This window comes from Nonlabens sp. Asnod2-A12, assembly GCF_045063745.1.
Lineage (GTDB): Bacteria > Bacteroidota > Bacteroidia > Flavobacteriales > Flavobacteriaceae > Nonlabens > Nonlabens xylanidelens.
In genome coordinates, this window is record NZ_JBEFOB010000003.1 from 619,337 (window position 1) to 642,472 (window position 23,136).

Annotated in this window: 21 protein-coding genes and 1 pseudogene; 18 read left to right on the forward strand and 4 right to left on the reverse strand. The window is 32.1% G+C overall.

Annotated elements, in window-relative coordinates; all coding sequences use genetic code 11:
* Position 1: 1 nt before the first annotated feature.
* Together ACJJVJ_RS02905 and ACJJVJ_RS02910 are read right to left on the reverse strand one after the other, a co-directional pair.
* Positions 2-955, reverse strand: a complete 954-nt coding sequence (locus ACJJVJ_RS02905) for an MlaD family protein (RefSeq protein WP_104515082.1) — start codon at positions 953-955, stop codon at positions 2-4.
* A gap of 72 nt (positions 956-1,027) precedes the next feature.
* Positions 1,028-2,113, reverse strand: coding sequence for an N-acetylmuramoyl-L-alanine amidase (locus ACJJVJ_RS02910; RefSeq protein ID WP_405368858.1), 1,086 nt, complete (start codon positions 2,111-2,113; stop codon positions 1,028-1,030).
* Positions 2,114-2,256: 143 nt separating this feature from the next.
* Here ACJJVJ_RS02910 and ACJJVJ_RS02915 point away from each other — a divergent pair, with 143 nt between their 5' ends.
* The 5 genes from ACJJVJ_RS02915 (at position 2,257) to ACJJVJ_RS02935 (ending at position 12,447) form a co-directional block, all read left to right on the forward strand.
* Positions 2,257-4,977 carry a putative LPS assembly protein LptD gene (locus tag ACJJVJ_RS02915; RefSeq protein ID WP_405368860.1) on the forward strand — a complete coding sequence of 907 codons (2,721 nt, stop codon included), beginning with the start codon at positions 2,257-2,259 and terminating at the stop codon, positions 4,975-4,977.
* A 340-nt stretch (positions 4,978-5,317) separates the two neighbouring features.
* A complete protein-coding gene (locus ACJJVJ_RS02920; RefSeq protein WP_405368861.1) occupies positions 5,318-6,223 on the forward strand; it encodes a hypothetical protein in 906 nt (301 codons plus the stop codon).
* A 150-nt stretch (positions 6,224-6,373) separates the two neighbouring features.
* Positions 6,374-7,294, forward strand: coding sequence for a GyrI-like domain-containing protein (locus ACJJVJ_RS02925; RefSeq protein ID WP_405368863.1), 921 nt, complete (start codon positions 6,374-6,376; stop codon positions 7,292-7,294).
* A gap of 229 nt (positions 7,295-7,523) precedes the next feature.
* The gene (locus tag ACJJVJ_RS02930) at positions 7,524-10,076 is read left to right on the forward strand and encodes a hypothetical protein (protein WP_405368865.1); all 2,553 of its coding nucleotides are present in this window, start codon (positions 7,524-7,526) and stop codon (positions 10,074-10,076) included.
* Positions 10,077-10,302: 226 nt separating this feature from the next.
* The gene (locus ACJJVJ_RS02935; RefSeq protein WP_405368866.1) at positions 10,303-12,447 is read left to right on the forward strand and encodes a CHAT domain-containing protein; all 2,145 of its coding nucleotides are present in this window, start codon (positions 10,303-10,305) and stop codon (positions 12,445-12,447) included.
* A 34-nt stretch (positions 12,448-12,481) separates the two neighbouring features.
* On the opposite strand, the pseudogene ACJJVJ_RS02940 reads toward ACJJVJ_RS02935, so the two are convergent.
* Positions 12,482-12,787: pseudogene (locus ACJJVJ_RS02940) on the reverse strand (transposase); the annotation flags it as partial.
* A gap of 153 nt (positions 12,788-12,940) precedes the next feature.
* Between ACJJVJ_RS02940 and ACJJVJ_RS02945 the strand changes: the two are divergent.
* From ACJJVJ_RS02945 to ACJJVJ_RS02995, 11 genes are all read left to right on the forward strand, one after another.
* A complete protein-coding gene (locus ACJJVJ_RS02945; protein WP_405368868.1) occupies positions 12,941-13,561 on the forward strand; it encodes a hypothetical protein in 621 nt (206 codons plus the stop codon).
* A gap of 285 nt (positions 13,562-13,846) precedes the next feature.
* Positions 13,847-14,089 carry a hypothetical protein gene (locus ACJJVJ_RS02950; protein ID WP_405368870.1) on the forward strand — a complete coding sequence of 81 codons (243 nt, stop codon included), beginning with the start codon at positions 13,847-13,849 and terminating at the stop codon, positions 14,087-14,089.
* The gene (locus tag ACJJVJ_RS02955) at positions 14,071-14,385 is read left to right on the forward strand and encodes a type II toxin-antitoxin system RelE/ParE family toxin (protein ID WP_405368872.1); all 315 of its coding nucleotides are present in this window, start codon (positions 14,071-14,073) and stop codon (positions 14,383-14,385) included. The genes ACJJVJ_RS02950 and ACJJVJ_RS02955 overlap by 19 nt, the downstream gene beginning before the upstream one ends.
* A gap of 391 nt (positions 14,386-14,776) precedes the next feature.
* Complete coding sequence (locus ACJJVJ_RS02960) at positions 14,777-15,157, forward strand: hypothetical protein (RefSeq protein WP_405368874.1); 381 nt, start codon at positions 14,777-14,779, stop codon at positions 15,155-15,157.
* A gap of 508 nt (positions 15,158-15,665) precedes the next feature.
* Positions 15,666-15,905, forward strand: coding sequence for a type II toxin-antitoxin system ParD family antitoxin (locus ACJJVJ_RS02965; protein ID WP_405368876.1), 240 nt, complete (start codon positions 15,666-15,668; stop codon positions 15,903-15,905).
* Positions 15,898-16,185: a type II toxin-antitoxin system RelE/ParE family toxin gene (locus tag ACJJVJ_RS02970; protein ID WP_405368878.1), complete on the forward strand. Its 288-nt coding sequence runs from the start codon at positions 15,898-15,900 to the stop codon at positions 16,183-16,185. The genes ACJJVJ_RS02965 and ACJJVJ_RS02970 overlap by 8 nt, the downstream gene beginning before the upstream one ends.
* Positions 16,186-16,440: 255 nt before the next feature.
* Positions 16,441-16,794, forward strand: a complete 354-nt coding sequence (locus ACJJVJ_RS02975; RefSeq protein WP_405368880.1) for an SMI1/KNR4 family protein — start codon at positions 16,441-16,443, stop codon at positions 16,792-16,794.
* 8 nt (positions 16,795-16,802) lie between these two features.
* On the forward strand, positions 16,803-17,231 hold the full coding sequence (locus tag ACJJVJ_RS02980; RefSeq protein ID WP_405368882.1) for a hypothetical protein: 429 nt from the start codon (positions 16,803-16,805) through the stop codon (positions 17,229-17,231).
* 74 nt (positions 17,232-17,305) lie between these two features.
* Entirely contained in the window at positions 17,306-17,689 is a 384-nt protein-coding gene (locus tag ACJJVJ_RS02985) for a VOC family protein (protein WP_405368883.1), read from the forward strand.
* 330 nt (positions 17,690-18,019) lie between these two features.
* Positions 18,020-18,787: a hypothetical protein gene (locus tag ACJJVJ_RS02990; RefSeq protein WP_405368885.1), complete on the forward strand. Its 768-nt coding sequence runs from the start codon at positions 18,020-18,022 to the stop codon at positions 18,785-18,787.
* Positions 18,788-18,964: 177 nt separating this feature from the next.
* Positions 18,965-19,210: a hypothetical protein gene (locus ACJJVJ_RS02995; RefSeq protein WP_104515106.1), complete on the forward strand. Its 246-nt coding sequence runs from the start codon at positions 18,965-18,967 to the stop codon at positions 19,208-19,210.
* Positions 19,211-19,468: 258 nt separating this feature from the next.
* On the opposite strand, the gene ACJJVJ_RS03000 is transcribed toward ACJJVJ_RS02995, so the two are convergent.
* Positions 19,469-21,001 carry a succinate CoA transferase gene (locus ACJJVJ_RS03000; RefSeq protein WP_405368887.1) on the reverse strand — a complete coding sequence of 511 codons (1,533 nt, stop codon included), beginning with the start codon at positions 20,999-21,001 and terminating at the stop codon, positions 19,469-19,471.
* Positions 21,002-21,176: 175 nt separating this feature from the next.
* Between ACJJVJ_RS03000 and ACJJVJ_RS03005 the strand changes: the two genes are divergently transcribed.
* Together ACJJVJ_RS03005 and ACJJVJ_RS03010 are read left to right on the forward strand one after the other, a co-directional pair.
* Positions 21,177-21,977, forward strand: a complete 801-nt coding sequence (locus ACJJVJ_RS03005) for an AraC family transcriptional regulator (RefSeq protein ID WP_104515108.1) — start codon at positions 21,177-21,179, stop codon at positions 21,975-21,977.
* 196 nt (positions 21,978-22,173) lie between these two features.
* Positions 22,174-23,100 carry a septum formation inhibitor Maf gene (locus tag ACJJVJ_RS03010; RefSeq protein ID WP_405368889.1) on the forward strand — a complete coding sequence of 309 codons (927 nt, stop codon included), beginning with the start codon at positions 22,174-22,176 and terminating at the stop codon, positions 23,098-23,100.
* Positions 23,101-23,136 lie beyond the last annotated feature (36 nt).

Consider the following 23,136-nt stretch of genomic DNA (forward strand, 5'->3'; position numbering starts at 1 on the left):
ATTATTGATCTCTATCTTCTGGTTTTTCATACTCTCCAGGCTTTTTTCCAAATACAGAAAAATGCACATAACGCTTAGGATTCAATTTGATATCCTGCATCAACATTTCTGCCTGTCGTGTGGTTCTTTCTAAGTTGTTATAAAGTTTATCATCGGTCATTAATTTACCGAGACTTCCTTTACCTGATGCTACATCATCTAAAACTACATTAAATTTAGAAATTGCATTTTCTAATTCTTTTACCGTACCAGCTATTTCCACTTGTGCTAGTGTGTCAGATATAGCGGCAAAGTTTCTGGTAGTCACATCTAGATTCTTAATCGTACTATTAAGTTCTGTTTTATTATCGGCTAGTAAAGAGCTTGCATTTTTAGAAAGTCCTCTTATTTCTACAAGCGTTTTATTTACTTCGTCTAGGCTGTTAGTAATCGCAAGTCTAGTATCTGGATTTAGTGTTTGATTTACTGCAGATAGAACAGAGTCTGCATTAACAATCATGCTTTCTATCTTATCCTTTAAAGGTAAAAATTCTTCCATAACCTTACCCTGTAATCCCTCGTCTGTACTAGATTTAAGAGTATCACCAGGTTGCGCAGGTCTTGCTTTACTTTGATAATTAGGTACAATCGCTAGTGCTTTACCACCTATAATACTGGTGCTGTAAACAGAAGCTACACTTTCTGAAGAGAATTTGAAAGATTCATTTACATGAAACTTAACCAGCAATCTACCAGAACTGTCTAAAAAGTCTATGTTATCGATATTACCGACACGTAAACCGTTAATAGTCACTGGTGCAGACGACGTAAGCCCTTCTACATTATCATACACGGCATAGAAGGAACGATCATCACTCAAAAGATTGCGACCTTTTAAATATTGATACCCAAAAATAAAGAGTGCTATTGCTCCCACAGTAAGCATTCCAACTTTAATTTCCTTTGAAAATTTCATTTATATCCTTTTCTACGAAGGTAAAGATACGGCAAGCTTAATTTATATGGACTAACATTTTTTTATGAGTTATCACAACCTGCGACGTTCTCCATTCTCATAAATCACGATAAACGCTGATTTATAACCCTTTGCGATGGCTTTTTTACGCAAATCAGACGCCTCTTTTAAGCTAGAAAAATTACCAGTAAAGTATCGATATATACCACCATCCTTCTCTCTAGAGATTTCTGGCAGCTTATTAAAGTTGTAAGACTTTGCTGCAAGCCTCTTACTACTCGCACTTATTTGCACCTTATAAATAGCATTACTAGCGGCTGGTTTTATAACCGTAGGACTAGAAGTATCTATTTGTTCTACTTCAAAAAGGTTGATATCTCTATTTTTTTGATAATCCAGTACCGCGTCATAAATAGATGCTGCTACTTTTTTCTGTCCAGCGCTGCTTTTAAGAAAGGTGCGCTCCTCTTTATTAGTTAGAAAACCAGTTTCTATAAGGACACTAGGCATATAAGAAAGTCTCAGTACCGCAAATCCTGCTTGCTTCACACCTCTATTCTTGCGCTTTAAATCTTCGGCAAATCGTTTTTGAACGTTTGCACCCATTTCTATACTATTATCCAGGTATTCTTCTTGAATCATAAGATTAGTAGCAAAGCTAGATGGATCATTGGGGTCAAAACCCACATACTTTTCCTTATAATCTTCTTCTAATAAAATAACAGAATTCTCTCGTTGCACCACTTCTAGATTATCTGCATTTCTATGTATTCCTAGCACCCATGTTTCATTTCCTTTGGCCTGTGTTGCCGCAGCTGCGTTACAGTGTACCGACACAAAAAGGTCTGCTTTTGCATTATTTGCTATGTCTGCTCGTTGATATAATTCTAGAAATTTATCTGTCGTACGTGTGTAAACCACTTTAATATCGGCATGCGACTCGAGTTGTTTTCCCAGTATTTTAACAACCTTAAGCGCTATATCCGACTCTTTTGTATTGGCTACAAATTTACCAGAGTCCTTACCACCATGGCCTGCATCCAGTACAACGGTAAAAACCTTTTTAACATTAGTTTTTGTAGAATCGATGGGTATATTTGCAATCGATAACACTGGTATAATAATTAAGGCAATAATAAGATATAACTTCGTTTTCATATTAAACTTATGAGTTGTGAATGTGTTGTTTATTAATTCGCTTTCGCGAAAGCGTAATTATCAAAAAACGCTTAAAATTTATATGTAGTTTTGACATTTCAAAAACCAGACCATTTCTAACAACGAAAATAGTACAACCTAGATTGCATTTACATTTAAAGCATATAATTTTTTTAACGCTCTTTTTATTAAGTGCTGCTACTGCAATAGCACAAGAGCTACCAGAAACTGGTACACCTATACCAGCACCAGCGCCACAACCTACTGAAAAAGAAGCAGAAAAAAAGCCTGCCAAAACTGTGGTTAATATAGAGGACCTTAAAAAAGAGAACGACACCGTCGTTAACGATTCTATAAAAAAGCCCAAAGCAGTTCTAGAATACGTAGTAGAATCTACCGCAAAGGACTATAAACGCATCGATAGAAGAGCAAATACCGTTACCCTTTATAACGAGGCAAAAATCACTTATGGAGACATTACCATAGAAGCCGGTACCATAATTATTAATAACAATACTGGTAATATAACAGCCTATGGTATCGTGCAAGATTCTCTAGGTTACACACAAAAACCGGTCTTTACACAAGGTACCAATGTGGTTAAACCAGACTCTATAGTATTTAATAAAGATTCTCAAAAAGCGCTTACCTATAATTCTAGCACCACACAAGGAGAGTTTAATGTCGTGGCAGACGTGACTAAGAAGGTAAACGATTCTGTTTTCTACATGAAAAACGCACGTTTTACCACTTCTAAGAATCCAGATAATCCAGAATATTATTTCCTGGCACGTAAAATAAAATTTGTCCCAGGTAAAAAGATCGTCACCGGTCTGGTAAACATGTACATTGCAGACGTGCCTACACCGCTAGGTTTACCATTTGCTTATTTCCCTATGACTACAGAGCGCAAGAGTGGTGTCGTTATCCCATCCTTCGGTAACAACAACACGCAGGGATATTTTTTACAAAACGGTGGTTACTATTTTGCCGTTAACGACTACATGGACCTTACCGTATTAGGAGACTATTTTACAAACGGTAGTTATGGTGCACGAGTAGAGAGCAATTACCGCGTGCGGTATAAATATAACGGTAGTTTAAGATTCCTTTTTGAAAACCAACTGCAAAGCGAGCGTGGTTTTTCTGACTTTTCACAAACCTCTCGTTACAACATTAACTGGCAGCACTCACAAGACAGCAAGTCCAGTCCTAGTTCCACATTTAGCGCCAGTGTAAACCTGGGTAGTAGTGAGTTTTATAGAGAGTCCTTTAACCAGATCAACCAGAGCGCCACACTAGTAAACAACCTGAGCAGTTCCATATCCTATTCAAAATCCTTCAGTGGAGAGCCGCAAGTAAATTTGAGCGCCAGTATAACACAAAACCAAAACACCAACACAGACGTCGTTAACCTAACCCTACCTACTCTACAAGGTAGTGTCTCTAGAGTCTATCCATTTGCACCCAAAGAAGGTGTAAAAAAAGGAGTGATTCAAAATATAAATTTACAGTACAATTTAAGAGGTGAAAATCGTATTACCACAAATGGAGACGATTTCCTGACAGAAAAAATGTTTGACAACGCCGTTTCTGGTTTACAACACAGCATACCGGTAGCGACTAACTTTAAAGCAGGCTACTTCAGTTTCAGTGCCAATGCCAACTTTCAAGAAAACTGGGTGTTTGAAACCTTCAGACAGAAATTTGTAGAAGATGAAGACGGTGTTTTTGAAACCGTGACAGACACCATAAGCGGTTTTGACGCATACCGCACCTATAGTTATGGAGCCAGTGTAGGTACTACCGTTTATGGTAGCTGGAAATCAAAAAATCCAGAATCAAAAATACAGGCCGTACGTCACATCATACGTCCTAATTTAAGCTACAGTGCAAATCCTAGTTTTGACCAATACTACGACCGTATATTAACAGAGCAAGGTCTAGACGCTCCTAGCGAAGAAGAGCAATTCTTCAGCCGTTTTGAAGGAACCTTGTTTGGTGCACCAGGACGTAATTTTTCTAGTAGCGTTAGTCTAGGTATACAAAACAACATAGAGGCCAAAGTGCGCGATCGCGATTCTACAAAAACCGATCTACGCAAGGTACAAGTACTTAAATCACTATCCTTTAACACCTCATACAACATTGCAGGAGATTCCCTTAACTGGAGTCCAGTTACCCTACGTGGTGTCATACCCATAACTAAGAACATAGACCTTAACTTTGACGCAAATCTAGATCCCTATGCCCTAGATAATAATAACAACCGCATCGATACCTTTAATATAGATAATGGCGGTAGTTTATTTAGACTTACACGAGCAGGAATACGTACCAGTTTTAAACTGAGTAGTGAAGACTTTAAAAAAGGCGATAAAGACAGCGATAAAGAAAAATCTAACGAGCGCACCCAGCAAAATGGTGGTCGCGATGACGACCTCTTCGGCCAGTCCATAGACTACAGTCGCGAGCAAAAACAAGAGCCTGTAAAGCAAGACGTAGACGTAAATAAAGACCGCTATAAATTTGATTTACCGTGGTCACTCAACTTTGCCTACACCATGACCTATAACAACGCACAGCGCCAGAACGAGATCAACCAGCAAAGTCTTATGGTAAGCGGTGACCTAGAACTGTCCCCACGATGGTCCATAGGTGGTAACACCGGTTATGATTTTGCAAATAAAGGTGTGTCCTTTACCACATTACGTTTTCAGCGCGATCTAGAGAGTTTTACCATGAGTTTTAACTGGACACCTATAGGTACCAGTAACAGCTGGTTCTTCTTTATAGGGATAAAAGCAAGCGCCTTGAGCGATATTAAATGGGACCAGCGCAAACAGCCAGACCCAACATTTTAATACCCCAATAAACAGCAGCACCTACCCTACAGTCTAGACACATAAAATAACTATACTATAGATACCGCTTGCGCGAAAGCGGAACATCTAACCAACACATTACAACACAACACACACCTATAAGACCAACCAGATGCGTTGGTCTTTTTTAGGTCTAGAAATGAAAGAAACTCTAGTCGATATTAAACGTTTAATAATAAAAAGTTCTTATATACACCTAAAACCGCAATACATAAAATGTCACAAAAAAGTTCTTATATACAACCCATATGGCAGGGTTAGTGAATGGTTTTTTAGTACATTGCTCATATATAACAGTTAGCAAAAATTAGAAAGAACTATGTCATTTAAGTTAGACAGCGAATTAAATGAAAACCAAATTGAATCAGATGTAGCTTCTTATTTAGGATATGTTACACCTCTTTGGTCTCGTAGATTTCGACTTATATCAGTAGATGAACAAACAACAGGTGCTGATAAATTATTTAGAAGATTTATTCCAATTTATTTACAATTCAAAGTTTCTCAAGGATTAAACCCAAAAGCAAATATTCTTGAAAGGTATAGAAAATATCCACTTGCAAATATTATTAAATATAGAAAACGAAATGAATTAGGTGGAAATCCAATTTTATATTTTCAATTAAGAAGAATGGCAAATCGTGCGACTGATTTTCAGCACAATATACTTTTTAGACTAAATAATCAACCAAATCAATTTGCTCTTTATATTGCACCTTTGACATTAGAACTAGATGAATATGAAAAGTTAATGAACCAAGATTGGTACAGACGGTTTTTACCATATGAACCATTCAACTCTAGAAATTCTGAAATTTTCGATTCTAGTTTTGGTAGGAGTTTTGATTTAGGTACTAATCCATTTTTAAGGCATCACATTTCTATTCCACCACATAAAATCACAAATACACACAAACATCACTATTCTTATTCTAAAAGCGGAGGAAATGTAGCTTGGCACGGAGGAGAAACGTTGGAAAATGATTATAGATTATCCAATCAAATTTCAAAGATTTTAAATTATGCTAATGAAAGAAAAGATTTTGGAATAAATCAAAGGAGTTATATAAATTTTATAAATGAATTTGAAAGGAAGAACTCTGTTTTTTACAATGATGAATATGACTCAAATGAAAATCCATTTGAAAGGATATTTGAGTTTACCAGAAAACTGAAAGCTGAACATCAAATTCACACAATGTTTTTGAGTTATTACGAAAAATAACTTTTGCTAACACCGTATATAATTTATTGCTAGTTCTAGCCTACTTACGAAAATCCTCGCGGATTTTCTATTCGGTTTTTATTTGCTAAATTAGGTGCTTAAACACGCAACAAACCATATACAAACACGTTGTACAGCATTTGAACACAGATGAAAATTTTAGATAAAGAAATAGAAACCGACTACAAAAATCGAATTAACCGAGTTTTTGAATTTATTGACCAAAACTTGGAATCGGATTTATCTTTGAACACTGTTTCAGAAGTTGCTTTTTTCTCACCATTTCATTTTCATAGAATTTTCAAATTTATTACTGAAGAAACGCTAAATGAATATGTGACAAGACGGAGAATTGAAAAATCAGCTTTGGATTTACTGCATAAAAACATCACGACAACAGAAATAGCGCACAAATACGGTTTTAGTGATAATTCATCATATTCAAGAGCTTTTAAAAAATATTTTGGAATAAGTCCAACCGGATTTATAAAAGAAAACCCAAATAGACATAGCAAGATTCGTCAACTAAAAAGCAAGAACGGACAAGAATATCCTGACTATGAAAAATACATTTGCATCATTGATAATCTAAAAAAATGGACAGAAATGAATGCAAAAATTGAAATTAAAGAAACACCTGAATTGAATTTAGCTGGAGTAACTCACGTTGGAATAAACGGAATTGAAAACGCTTTTGAAAAACTCACGAAATGGGCAATTCCCAAAGGTTTGCTTAATAATTCAGAAACAAAAATGGGTAGGATTTTCTACGATAGTTTCAAAGTTACTGAACCTAATAAGGTACGTATGAGTATATTTTTAGCAACTAACGAGCCTTTTGAAACAGAAGGTGAGATTAATAAATTGACTATTAAGAAAGGGAAATGTATTGTTGGTCGTTTTGAAATTACACCTAATGAATTCGAAAAATCTTGGACAAGTCTTTTCATTTGGATGAATGAAAACGGATATAAAAAGAGCATAGAAAATCCATTTGAAATTTATCACAATGATTATAGGGAACATCCCGAGAATAAATTCATAGTTGATTTAAATATACTAATCGAATAAAAACGCTGTACAACACGGTATAAAAAACATAGGGCGTTTGTGTTAAACCGAAAGGTCTGTGAGTATTAACAAAATCCGCTAAATATAAAATTTGACGTTTATAATGGAAAAGATAAAAGCAAAATATTTATATTTAGCTAAGTAATAAACCGAAACGAAAGTGCTTATCACCTGCCCTACGATTTCTTATACTTAACGTTATGCCCAAGCAAAAACCTAGAACATATTTATGAAAATTAATGCGAAAGAATATTTAAAGGAATTTGCAGAATCACAACCTGATTGGCTAAAGTTCTTAATTTATGAAGTCATTGAATCTAATGGAAATATTTCTGATGATAAAAAACTAGAAGTATATAATAATTTAATAAATGGCTCCACTTTAACCATTAATGAGCCTAACATAAATGATAGTAATTCTAGTGAGGAAATTCGCATAATATCATTAGAACATAATAAAGGTGTAAATGCTTTAAAGCAATCTCAAACTATTAAGTTCCAAAATGATGTTACTATACTGTATGGATTAAATGGAGCAGGAAAAAGTAGTTACTTTAAGGTTTTAAATGAAATTGTAGGAGGAAATCAAAAGAAGAAAGTTTCTTCTAACATATACTTAGAGAATCCAATAACAATTGATGTAAATATATCTTTTAAAGAAAAGAACAAATCAATTCAAACAATAAACTGGGACGGGAATACTCGCTCACTTGACATCTTAAACAAGTGTAAAGTTTTTGACTCTTCATATCTCAACGGTTTGTTAGAAACTCGAAAAGCTGACAGCACTTTAATACAACCATTAGGGTTAAATCTCTTTTCAAGCTTGGTAGTTTTAATTGATAAATTTAAAAAACAACTCAATGATAATGCTGACAAGAAACGATTAGAAAAACCAACACTAGAGTTGAAATATTTTCAAAATGAAATAAAGACTTCATTTGAAAATAATCAAATTTCTGATTCAATAAAAACACAAATTGAAAATTTATTTGATTTTACAGCAGAAAGTACTGATAATCTAATCAAAGTAAAAAAAGAAATTGAAGATTTAAAACAAATAAATATTCAAGATAAAATCAAGCTTAAACAGAGTGATAAATCAGATATTGAGAGCATTAAAACATATATAGAAAATACTCACAAAAAATTATCTGAATTTCGTAACAATATTAAAATTGAATTAGAATCAATAACAAAACACAAGGAAGCTAACGAATTAGCTAAAAAACAATTCGAAATTTTATCTACAATTCCAAATAATGACAATTCTGAATGGAAAGAATTTATTCAATCTGGCGAAAAATATACATCAAAAGTAGAAGATAGTGATAAAATATGTATTTATTGTCGTCAAACTTTACGAGACGAAAATGCAACGGCATTAATTAGAGCTTATGGCAATTATTTAAAAGATGAATCTGAACAAAAATTAAATAATTCTATAAAAACAATAAATCAACTAAAAAAGAATATTGAAGCTTTCTCAACATCATTGATAATTAAAAAGAATATTCAAGATATTTTAGATAAAAACAAACTTGAAGGAAATAATGAATCGTTTTACAGTGTAATTTTAAAAACAAATACTCAGTTCACTTTAGAGAGAGAGAAATTAATCGAACAAATTAAGGTTGGAAATTTCAAACTCGAAAACGACTTACCTACTATTGAAATTATTACTAGCAAACTAAATTCTATTTCCGTATCTATAAAAAAAGAAATTGATACGTTATCGGATGATAAAACTAAAAAAGTAAGTAGGATTGAAAAACTAGAAACCTCATTAAAAAGACTTCAAGAAAACGAATCTATAAATAAACAGAAAGAGAACATTAAAAAATGGTTTGAAGCCGATATTTTAGAAAATAAAATAAGAAAAAAAGCCTCAAAAATTAACACTAGAAGTATTACAGAGCTATCCAAACAAGCACATAGTCAACTATTAACAGAAACTCTTAAAGAGAGTTTTAAAGAAGAGTTAAGTTTTCTTGGTTATAATAATTTAAAAGTAAAAATAGAGAATGCTCAAGGCGGTAAAGGAACTTCAAGTACTAAATTAATGCTTTCGAAAAGTAACGATATTAAAACTATATTAAGTGAGGGAGAACAAAAGGCAGTTGTATTAGCATTATTTATTGCGGAAGCAAAAATTCAAAAAAGTAAAAACCCAATAATACTTGACGACCCAGTCAATAGTCTTGACCATAGAATAGCAGGGAAATTCGCTCAAAGATTATTAAAGTTAGAAAATCAAGTAATTTTATTTAACCATAATCGCTTATTCCTTGATGCTTTTGAAACTTCAAAAGAAAACCATATATGTAAAACTATAGATTCAGACTGTAATAAATCTAAAGGGAAACATATAAGAGTATATCAAGTCAATAGTGAAGGTCAAAATATAAAGGGGGTTTTAAGAAACTATAAATCTAACAAGGCAAAAGAGCATTTATCGGAAATTAAAAGATTGTTGCAAAACTCTCCGTTTGAAGAAGAAATGAAAACAGCTAGTTTATTAAGAAAAACCGTTGAATGTGTAATAGATGAAGTCGTATTTAATAATCAACTACCAACAAAATATAGTAATAAAAATAGTCGAATAGCTTGGGCAGAACTTAAAAAGCTAAAGAATGATAATGAAACAATTGACAAACTCGAAAATATTCACGGCAGAGCATCTGGAGGAGAAATGCACAATGGAACTGAAAATAATGAAAACCCAATAGAACTTGAAGAATTTACAACTATGGTTTCTGTTATTGAAAACATTATGAACTAAAAAAAGCCAGGGCATAACAATGTATAAAAAACATAGGGCGGTTTAGGCTTCCCGAAAGGTCTGTGTTTATTTACAAAGTCGCCAAATATAAAATTTGGCATTTTCAACAAAAAGATAAAAGCAAAATATTATATTTGGCTTAGTACCAAACCGAAACGTATCGCTTATCTCCTGCCCTACGTTTCTTATACTAACCGTTAGCTGTAATTACCACGATTGTAAATAAATGAAGTCAAGAAATGCTTTTAAAAGTGACATTGTATATATTTTGTTAATTGATGAATATGAAAAAAATCAATTACCTTTTTTGTTTCCCCAAAATATCAATAGCTCTTCATTAGACTGTTTAAAATTCTTTCCGAAAAATCTATTTCAATTAGAAAACCCAGAATATTATCTAATCAATGAAATAAATGATATTAAATCCAAACCATATAGAATATCCTTCTTTAAAAGAACTGACACTACCGAACTATTAAAATTTATAAAGGGCACTAAAAACCTAAAAATACTACTTCTAGAGGATGAAAAAGACAAGGTTTTAAAGTCAGAGTTAGAAAAACAAAATGACTTTTTAACAAGAATCCTAAATATCGACAACTCGGAATTTGGTTACGAAATTAATTCACTCTTGGATAGATTAATTTTAGAAAAAAATGAAATATTCGGAGCTTTAAAAATTAAAAACGAGGTAAGCGAGTATTTAAGCATAAATTTAGAAACATCTCAATTAAAGACATATGATTACTTCATACCAACTAAAAATAATTATTTAATTTATAATAATCTTATTGGTAATTTCTCTTTCAACTATGATACAGAAGAAGACATTGTTGAAAAAGAGGTAGAAAAAGCACTCAAAGAAAGTAATTCATTCAATAGATTAAATTTATATTTAAAACAGATTGAAAGTTTTGATTTCCTGACTAAAACTTACAGTAGAGCTTCTTTCCCTTTACCATATACTTTTGACGTTAAACCTATTATTTTTTGTTTGCCTTTTAACAACCCTGATATTTTAGATTTCTTTCCTGAAAATAAAGATAAAGACTTAAAAAAGAGGATTGCTACTATCCAAGTTGAGCAAACAACCAATTATATTAATGTGTTTGAAACAAATAGTGATGAAAACATTACAAGTGAGCATATAGTAGTTAACGCTGGTGCTCAATTTATTAAACAAAAATTTCACTTTCTAGACAGTATTGGTTTTTTAACTTCAAGTTTCAGCTTCTCACCTTACGTAAGACTTCCGTTATTAGGCAAATCAATTTATCGAGAACTATCCTTTTTAGCGCCTCAACATTTTCATAAATTCCTCACTTTAAAATCTCAAAATAAATTAAGTGACACAATATTTAAAATTGGAGACAAAATATCTAGTAAAATTTTTAGTGAGAAATTTAAAAACAATTTAAGAAAAAGAAACTCGCAAATAATAGGTATTAGTGACCTTCCACTTGAATGGATTAGAATAAATAAAATCCCTTTATCATTCACTCACGATATCACTAGATTACCAGAGACAACTCACAACAACTTAATACAATCATATGCTTTCAATTCAGTTCTTGACTTTGAAGTCAAACAAGATATAATAAAAAGGACTTTAGTTATTGTTGGAACTGAAGATATTGAGTTTAAAAAATGGAGAGAACTAATTGACAAGTCCTCAAAAGAAAAAGGATTCACAATCAAAACTTGTTTAACAGTAAAAGACTTTGTCAAAACCGTACTTAAATTTAGGCCTGATTTTTTGATTATTGATAGTCACGCAGATTTTAATTCAACAAATAAACAGACATTTATAAAAATTGGAAATGAAGAGCTTACTCACGATGATATTATTAACAATTTAATTACAGTACCATTAGTATTTCTTTCTGCTTGTGGTACATCACCAACATATGGAACATTCAATACGATAGCGAATGCCTTTTTACAAATGGGAGCAAAATCTGTTACTTCAACTTATTTGCCTATTGATATTGACAGTTCAACAATGATTTATTTAACCATTTTAAACAACTTGGATTCTGTAGCAAAAAAAGGTAGTTTCAACAACTGGCTTGAATATATATGCTATAATGTTAGGTCATCTTTATTGCATCGAACCTTTGTTCCACTTATAGACGAAAGTCCTGAATATGAAAAGATATACCACGATTTAATACAAAAAATACTATACTTTAAAGAACGTCCGAACATATTCAATGAAGTACAAAAAATTCAACAACAGATACCTAGAAAGATATTTAATCAAAATAAGTCTAAAATTTATGAATTCTTATATTACACTAATATTGGAAGAGGAGATTTAGTTTTATTTGAGAAATATAAAGACGTATTTGAAAAAATAAACTACAGCTAACAAAGAACTGTGGTAAAAAACAAGCGAATTTCACTTAATTTCTAACCAGTACACTTCTATATCCGTCATCGTATATTAATCCTGATTTTGCTATGGCAAAAGCCTGTTTTAAGAGCTTATTACAGACAGCTATCAAAGCTAGTTTTTTACTCTTTCCTTTGGCTACTATTCGATCGTAAATTGCCTTGCATGCTTTGTTGTATTTACAAGCATTAAAACTGCACATAAACAGTAGGTTTCTTAACTTCTGGTTACCTATTTTACTTATTCGAGCTCTTCCATTTATACTCGTTCCGCTTTGCTTTATTATAGGTGTTAATCCAGAATAACTGCATAGCTCACGTAAATCATGCATAATTAATTGCTGGCTTCTAGCCTACTTACGAAAATCCTCGCGGACTTTCTATCTGTGATTATTTACTAAATTAGTTGCTTGAAACACGCAACAAACCATATACAACAACGTTGTACAACATTTGAAAAAACATCGAGAATGAAATTTAAACTACTGATTTTAAGTCTTCTTTTAGGCAATATAATTTACTCTCAAACAGAAAAAGATTCACTTTTACAAAAAGACATTATCAATTTAATTGAAGAAATGGAATTTATGTATGGTTATGACCAAACTTTGCGTGAATACATAATTTTTAAAACTTTTGACAAGTCAGAAACTGACAGAATTGAAAACCTACCTGATAGTTTAAGGGTGTCAGAAATGAATAAACGACAGTTTGAATCCGATAGCATAGGAAAACTAATTTGGAAGAAATATATCAATCCAAAAGATGCCGAACATACTGAAAGAATGATTGAAATCACAAAAAAATATGGTTTCCCCAGTTTAAATCGTATTAAGAAATATTATGACAAAGAATTTATAGACCCAGAATTTAATCCATATATCTTATTAGTTCACGCACCAAAAAAGTATTGGGATGAATTAAAGTTACTAATGAAAAATGAATTGGATATTGGAAGAATAGATAAATGTACTTACGGACATTTATTATGGCACTTTACTGGAAGAAAAAGTTTCCAGCCAATGTTAGATAATGGATACGAATTAGTTGAAGAAAATGGAAAAAAAAGATTAAAATCAACCTGTGAATAAAAAACGTTGGGTAACAAAGAACTGTGGTAAAATACAAGTGAATTTCACTTAATTTCAAACAAGTATACTTCTATATCTATTATCATATAGCAACTTACTCCTGCTCTATCATTTATACTACTTGTAAGGTGAATGAATATCAAATTTGATTTGTACTTTCACATCTACAACCAAAACAACAGCATACCAATGGGGTGCCTCACTCGCATTATACCTTTGGCTGATGTGAAATATTAGGAAAAAAGAGCATTTTTTCGGATATTTATAAAATTAAATTAATTAGAAATGGCAACAGTAGATAACATACGAAACGGATTGATTGACAAAATACTATCAATTAAAAATGAAGACTTTTTAGTCGCTCTTGACAAACTAATTACATCAAGTTCTTCAGAATCTGACACAATTGAATTAACAAAAGAACAAAAAACAATGTTGGATATGAGCGAACAGGACATCAAAAACGGAAAATTAATTTCCCAAGATGCTATGAATAAAAGGAATTTGGAATGGCTAAACGCAATGTAATTTGGACTCGAACTGCTGACATTCAATTCGTGGGAATTTTAAAATATTGGGTTGAAAGAAATAAGTCAAATACTTACTCAAAAAAACTAATAGAATTAGTATCTGAAAGAACAACTCAAATAGCGGAAGAACCTTTAATTTATAAAGAAACTGATTTTAAGGATACAAGAGTTGCTTCTTTAGGTAATTTCAGTATTTATTATAAATTTAATGACAAAGAAATCATTATCACTGCCTTTTGGGATAATAGACAGAATCCTAAAAAACTGTTGAAAATATTAGAAAATAATAAATAACATTGCCTAACAAAGAACTGTGGTAAAAAACAAGCGAATTTTACTTAATTTCTAACCAGTACACTTCTATATCCGTCGTCATCATATATTAATCCTGCTTTTGCTATAGCAAAAGCCTGTTTTAAGACTCCAAAATTACTAATCGGCCTGAACGGGCAAAGGTGTAAAACGCCTTGTCTTAAATCCGGTGCATACTTGCTTTTGTCATGCTGCCACAAATAACTGGCGTGAACAAAGCATAAAGCGTATCAAGCGTTTTAAACGCTACCTGTGAGGCTGTATAATTCATAATTAGTCTATCTTTAAAATCCTAAATTAACATCTCTAACATTGGGATACAAAGCAAAACGCCTCACACGCTTTATGCTTTGCCCGTTATGTGCAAGCTAAAATGACGAACGCACAACAAAATATCGAAACACCATTCAACAAGGAATTCTGCACTCGACTTGAATACCGAATTTGTCACGAATTGGAAAAATCGACTAACCCAGAATTAAAAGGATTTTGGTGTGATGGAGTTTCTTGGTTTCCTACCGAAAATCAGTTGACTAAAAAACACGTGAATGACAAACGGAAAATAGAAACTAAAGCGTGGATTGGAAAAACTGGACAAATGGAATTTAAGGCGACAGTTTATTTTGGAAAAAAAGCATTGAGCAAATATGCTAAAGGAATGGAATTGACTGAATGCATTCCTGATTTGGAATCTCAATCTGAATGGATTGAGATTGATTTAGAAAACAAAAACATTGAAATAAAAATAGGCTAGTTCAATGAAATTCTGACTAAACCAAGTTGGTTCAAAACAGCAATCCGAATATTTTTAGTGTGTATAATTTTAGGAACTGAATTTTCAGATTTTATACCAATTGACCAATTTTATTACGGAGTCTATAATACAGCTTGGTTTTCAACAGTAGTTGCTATCGTTTTGATTTTAGTCCGAATTGGAAAATATAGTTTCGGAAAAATAAATGATTGGAAACTGAATAAAGCCAGCAGGTAACAAAGAACTGTGGTAAAAAACAAGTGAATTTCACTTCATTTCTAACAACTACACTTCTATCCATTATTATATAGTAACTTACTCCTGCTCCACCATTCATGCTACATGTGAGAAGTATGAATTCTAAATTTGTTTTGTACTTCCACATCTAAAACTTAACCAAAACAACAGTATACCAATAAAGTGGCTTACTGGTATTGTGCCTTTGATTGTTGTAATACATTTGAAGGTGATTCGTAATTGATGTATATTTGCACCAAATAATTGAGTTATGTCAAGACAAAGTATATCATTTACAGAACCTAACGACGAATGGCTGAAAGCACAAGTCAATGGAAAAGAATATTCAAGCAAAAGCGAATTAGTAAACGATTTAATTAGGCAAGCTAGAAAACAACAAGTCGAAATTGACTGGATACGAACTAAATTGGAAAAAGCGGAAAATAACGGATTTACAAGCGAATCAAAAAATGAAATTTTAGCTCAATCAAAAACTTTATTGAATGGCTAAATATCGATTAAGTAACGAAGCTAAAAATGACTTAATCCGAATCCATCACTATGGAGTTAAAAAATTTGGAATGACTCAAGCGGATAAGTATTTTGAATCATTCTTTAAATATTTTGAAATTATATCCCAAAGGCCTTTTTCATTCGAGTCCGTTGATTATATAAAAAAAGACTACAGAAGATGTGTTTGCGGAATAGATAGTATTTACTATAAAATAAATAATGACATTGTTGAAATAATGGCAATTGTCGGAAGACAAGATTTAAACAACATACTGTAATCTCAATAAAAGAAACTGTTGCCAACAAAGAACTGTGGTAAAAAACAAGTGAATTTCACTCAATTTCTAACTAGTACACTTCTATCCATTATTAAATAGCAATTTACTCCTGCTCCACCATTCATGCTACATGTGAGAAGTATGAATTCTAAAATTGTTTTGTACTTTCACATCTACAACTTTAGGTAATACAAACAACTAAGTGAATTCATTTCTAGTTGTATCTATAGCTATTGTGTTAATTAGTTTAACCATATGGAAAATTTGAATAAAATAGAACAAGAACTTAATTTGAATTTTCCATCTATTTATAAAAAGTTCTATTTGGAATGTCAAAAATCTGTTCCAAAGGGTATAGTTGGAACTGACTTATTTCACAATAAAAGTGAGCTAAAAGAATGGGCTTTAGAATTGTTAGAAGAAGATAATGCTGAAAACTTTCTGACTGACAATGACTTTGTTTTTATGATGCACCAAGGATATATGTTTTGGTATTTTAAGATAGATGGAAATGAAAATCCAAGTGTTTATTTTTATCGAGAAATGAGCTTAAAACCAGATAAACTAACTGATTTAAAAACATTTCTATTGGAATATCCGAAAAACTAAAATGTCAAATGCAAAAAACAAATTCTAAATTCTTAAAAAATCAATTAGAAAAATTTCTATCAGAGAATGAGGTAGAAAACTTCATAATGGAAAATTTTGAGGAAATAGAATACATTATCAAATATGACCCAACTGAAAAACAAGAATCCAAAACAAATTCGGATGATATTATGAAATTATGGTCTTTACCAAACGTAATTGGAAAGCAATTAAATTTGAATGACGTTTGTGAAAGGTTAGTTACCTACAAAAATGAAATTCCTCTTTGGATAAAAATAGAATCAACGGATGACAATAATGTTTTGAAGTTATTAATAAGTAAAAGATTTAGAAAAATAAAAATAATAGATGAATGGCACAAAGACAATGAATATAAACCCATTCTAATAGATAAAACATCATACAATCGATTAGACGACTCTAATTTAAACAAATAGAAAAGAGACCATCAAAAATAAAAACACACCTTCAATAGTTCTTAGTTGTCTTTTAACCTAATCATAAATATATCATGCCTACTTTTTTCTTTAATCACATAGCGCTTTCTGTAACAGATGTGGATACATCTGTTGCGTTTTATCAAAAAGTCCTCCAGTTAGAAGAGATCGAGAATACTGCCTCTGACTCAAAAACGAGATGGTTGTCCCTTAATGAAGGCAGACAATTGCACTTGATTCCACGACCTGATTTTCAAATAAAAATTAATAAAGCCGTACATTTTGCTTTAACCACAACTGACCTAGACTCCTTTATAAATACCTTAAAAGAATTGGACGTGGAATACTCAGACTGGTTAAACACACCTAACAAAGATTACATACGCAAGGATGGAATAAGACAGGTTTACTTTCAAGACCCAGATGGGTACTGGATTGAAATTAACGAGGCTATTTAATACAGCATTTCACAGGCATCCATTTTTTAATTAGAAAATCCTAGACTTTTTAAGTAAATACTCTTCTGTAAGAAACAATTTTAGTACTACTCTACTTCTACTGCTATACTGGCGGTTCTCATACATAACGATTTAAAAACACTACTACTTTCCTGTTATGCTTTGATGTGATAAAATCAATTTTATATTCATGCCGTGCGCACACACGCTATATATTTAATTGCTTAATTTAGTACTATTATCAATAGTTGTTACTCGCTTACTTTTTTTACCAAAATAACCTTGCGGTTAAAGCCGTTACTATTCTCAGATATACCTTTAGGATTAATTATGAAAAGCAAACTGAATTTTTTACTCCTTATCACAACTATTATAATTTCCTTTTCATGTAAAAATGAAAAAGAGGTTATTTTAAAAGAATCCATAGATACTTTAAAGTCAGATGTTTCAAAGGATAAACTTCAGACTATAATAAAAAGTAACTTTACCACTACACATACTCCTCGTAAATTGAGTAGTGACTACACCATTCACTCCATAGAACACAATGATGTACTAGACGATACTGAAAAAGACACTACTTATACCATAGGTAACAACCGATACATGATAGCTAAAAAAGGTTATTTACTATTTAATAATCATAAGATCGAGCTAGAAAATGAAATGAGAATAGAAAAGGCATTTCTAACTGAAGACAAGAATAATATATTCTTATTCTATACCTATGCCGATTATGATTCTGCAGGTAGTAGAGCCTTGTCGATCGACAAAGAATCTTTAGAGATAAAATGGAATCAACATATAGGCGCTTTTAATTTATCAAAACCGGTAATAGATCATGATGTGGTTTATATTTCTTCTTTTGGGCATTTCAGTAAATTATCATTAAAAACTGGTGAGTTTTATTGGAGATTAGACGATTTATATGAAAAGTATAAAATGAATAATTTAATACAACTTATCACTTACGACAGTATAAATCTATACATTTATCCTGAACGCCATCCATCAAAAAGTTATGATAGCTTATTTGTAAACGACGTGACTGGAAAAATAATTAAGGACCACGCAATAGACCGCGCTTCTAAGAACTAAGAGTGACGCATGATAATTCTCAATTGCTATGTGCTTTTCAAAATAAGACTATAGCTATTTGTAGTATAAACTTAATGGAATGCCTTATTTGCGTTATATCTTTGACTTCTTCCTTCAATTAACAAAAGCAAAGCAAGAGGCTACAAATAATATTAATTATTACTTTATAAAAACCCCATGATCATAGAACAAGAAGAAAAATTTAAAGAAGTACATTCTAAAATAGAAGGAGAAATAACCGAACAGAGCTTCTTTAATATGTTCTTAAAGTTATATCCTGACGTGTGGAAAAAGCATAAAATTATGTTTTCTAAATTTAATAGGAGTAAACAATTCGGCCAGACTATTCCGTTACCCAAACCTGAAGTTTCGTTGAGAAAAGAAATTAGAACGTATTTATTAAAACTAAAAAAGCAGAGCTAATTCTGTTAAGACACTGATTGCGTGGGATATATAGAATTCTATTAAATTTATCGTATTAATTCTCAATTACAGGCTTTGCCCTACCTACCTAGTTCATTTATCATATAAATATTAAGATTATTCTTGTCTCGCTTTCGCGAAAGCGGAACTTAAATCATTCCCTTTACTACCCTATCTACATTCATGAAACTAATAAAACCCCATAAAAACCAGACGGTAGTTTTTATGGGGTTTCTGTAGAATTTATAAAGGAATCACTTATAACTCATATGCCATAACGATATTCTTCTCGTTCTTAACGGCTGTTTCTATTTTCATGGTTCCTTCCATTTTAAGTTGGGTATGCCAGCTCAATGCTTTGGACAGTATGTGCGGTGTGTGGCCGCCCAGTGCATAGGCTTCTTCAAAATAACTAAGAAGCTGTGTTCTATAATCTGGATGTACACAGTTTTTAATGATTAAAAGCGCTCTTTCTATAGGCGCGAGACCTCTTATGTCTGCCAGGCCTTGTTCTGTAACGAGTATATCTACATCGTGTTCTGTATGGTCTGTGTGCGATACCATAGGTACTATGTGAGATATTTTACCTTCTTTTGATATGGAAGGACAGGCAAAAATACTGAGGTATCCATTTCTAGCAAAATCACCAGAACCGCCTATTCCATTCATCATATTAGTACCTAGAATATGGGTAGAATTTACATTTCCATAGATATCAAATTCTATGGCGGTGTTGATTCCTATAATTCCTAGACGGCTTATAACCTCTGCAGCGTTGCTTATATTTTGAGGTCTAAGTAGTAGTTTTTCTTTATAATCTTCAAAATTTGCAAAGATTTTATTAGAACATTCTTCGGTCACAGTTATGGAAGAGGCAGATGCAAAGAGGAGTTTTCCTGAATCAAAAAGCTCAAAGGTGCTGTCTTGCAATACTTCTGAATACATGGTTAGGTTTTTGAACCTGCTGTTTGTAAAACCAGATAAAATAGCGTTAGCTGTTTTACCTATTCCGGCTTGTAAAGGCAATAGAGATTCTGTTAACCTGCCCTCTTCTACTTCTTTATCTAGAAAATCTAGTATATGTTTTGATATAGCCTTAGTCTTATCATCTGGTGCAGAGATTACTGCTGGACTATCTGGTACTTGTGTATAAACTATAGCTACTACTTTATCGGTATCTATTTTAATGAATGGATCTCCTATTCTAGTGTCTGAATTTACTACCGATATGACCTCTCTATTAGGTTGTTTCTTTAAGGTTTTCACATCGTGAATACCGATTAAACTTTCTGGAAAGGATGTGTTTACTTCTATAATTATTTTATCTGCATTATCTGTAAATGCTGGAGAGTTACCTACAGATGTGGTAGGTATAATGTAACCATCTTCTGTAATTGCGACAGCTTCTATAATAGCAACATCGATTTTAAAGGTATCTATTTTCTGTAGCATGTCTGCCGTCTGTCCTAGATGTTGATCTACATACAGTACCTCGTGATTATTAATGCTTTTTCTAAGTGTTGGGTCTGCCTGAAAAGGCATTCTTTTATATAGTGCGCCGTTTTTTGCAAGGTCTGCATCAGTGTCATAACCTAATGATGCACCGCTTAAAACGGTTACTTTAATATCTTCGGTAAGTGCTCTTTTTGCCACCATAGGTAAAACAGACTTACTGTCACCAGCTTTTGTAAAACCACTTACTCCTAAAATATCTTTATCATTAATTAAAAAAGCGGCCTGTTCTGGTGTCTGAATTTTATCTAAATAAGGGGCATATTTTATTCTTTCCATAATATGATGATTTTATAATTTTAGGGTTAAATAATTCTGTATTTATATAAAATAAGACTGCAAAATGAGTTTTTAATAAAATACAATCGCAATTTATGTAAGATATTCAATGTCTTTTTATTGATTAAAGACAATGTTTTATTAATTTAGTGCATTCAAGTAAAAAAGTCATTTTATGGATAACAAGTATTATTTAACCGAGGTAGATAAAGTTTCTAAAAGTATATTTTGTTATCACAATCCTATGGACTCTATTTTAATAGAACACCATAGTCATAAAAAAGGACAATTTTTATATACAGAAGGTGGTGTGGTACATGTAAAAACAGATACCAGAATGTATTATTTACCTGCTAGACATTATATGTGGATACCTGCAGGTGTGCGACATTCTATCTACCCTAGTTCTCCTAAGGTGATTATGAGAAATTTATACTTTCCTATTAAGAAAAGTGCTAATGAGTTTTATAAAAAAGAAGGCATCTATCACATTAATAACCTTTTAATGGAACTGTTGCTTTATACTAAAAACTGGAATGGCGATATAAGAAAATCTCAAAAAAATAAATACCCTATAGTAAATGCGTTTAAAACCTTGCTAGAACAAAGTGTTTCTAATTCATTACATCTAGAACTACCACACCCTACTGACACTAAATTAATAGGTATTACCACTTACCTATCTGATAAGATAGACGAAGAACATTTGTTACCTAGCCTGGCATCAAAATTTAGCATGACAGATAAGTCTCTATATCGTCTTTTTAAGAAAGATCTAGGCATGTCGTTTATTAAATATTACACGCAATTGAGAATCTTTAAATCTCTAGAATATCTAGTAAACTCTGATTATAATATATCACAAATAGCAAATATGGTAGGTTATAGCAGCTTACCTACTTTTAGTAACACCTTCAGTAAAGTTATGGGTAAGCGCCCGTCAGAATACAGAAGGTCTAATGAGATTTATATGTAGTTTTAGCTTACCAGTTGTGAAACTTATCATTTTCAAGTTGAAACGTTATAAAACTGCCAAAATATGATGCTTGTATTATTTCTGTGATAGTTTGTTTCTATTTTTCGCTTTAAGCGCTATAAATCAACAATATACTGTATATAGTATACCACCTGTTTTGATATAAAGTGTCTATATAATGTACAAAAATGAAATTATGAGTCCTACAATTAAAGCGATAAGCATCTTAAGTATCTATTTATTCCTAGCCTGTAAAACCGATAAGGATACTGCGATAGAAACCAAAACAGAAACGAAGGTTAGTAAGAATGATGTCGTTACTGATAAAGAATTTAACGATTACTGGTATTCTGGCACTGCAGAGTTGAATAGTTACGACCTGAAGCAATCACGTTATGGAGATATACGCGCGGGCGAGGTAGTTCTAGTTTTTGTAACAGAACCTTTTTCTTTAAATAAGCAAGTAAAGTTAGATCACCCACAAGAGGCTGGTGATGATAATGTGTCTGTCATGAAGCTTAACCATGTTAGAAAATTTACTACCGGTGTTTATGATTATTCTATTGTTAGTTCTAGTTTCACGCCCGTAAACACAGCAAAATATCCACATACTTTAAAATTAAACACGAGTATACAAGAATGGTGTGGGCATACTTTTACTCAATTAAATCTAGAAGAGGACTCTTATAAATTTAAGCAATTTTCTTATTTTGAAGCAGACGGTGATACAGAGAAAAATATTCCTGCTGCGATGTTAGAAGAAGAATTAATGACACGTTTAAGATTAAATAAAGGACAGTTACCTACTGGGGATATTGATTTAATCTTCTCTACCATTTACAGTCGTTTTGCATACAAGAAATTGCAACCTGCAAAAGCTAAAATAAGTAAAACTGAAACTGCTGGTCTATCTAAATATTCTATCGAGTATGTAAATTATGATAGAAAAATTACCATAGACGTACAAAAAGAATTCCCTTATAAGATCATGTCATGGACAGAAGATGATGGTGATGGACTTGTTACTGAGGCTACTTTAAAGAAAAGTATCAATGAGCCCTACTGGGAACAAAAAAAACTGTCTGATGAATCTAAAAGAGAAGAATTACAACTTAAGAATTAGATAAATATATACTTTTAATACATTTATTTTAATCTC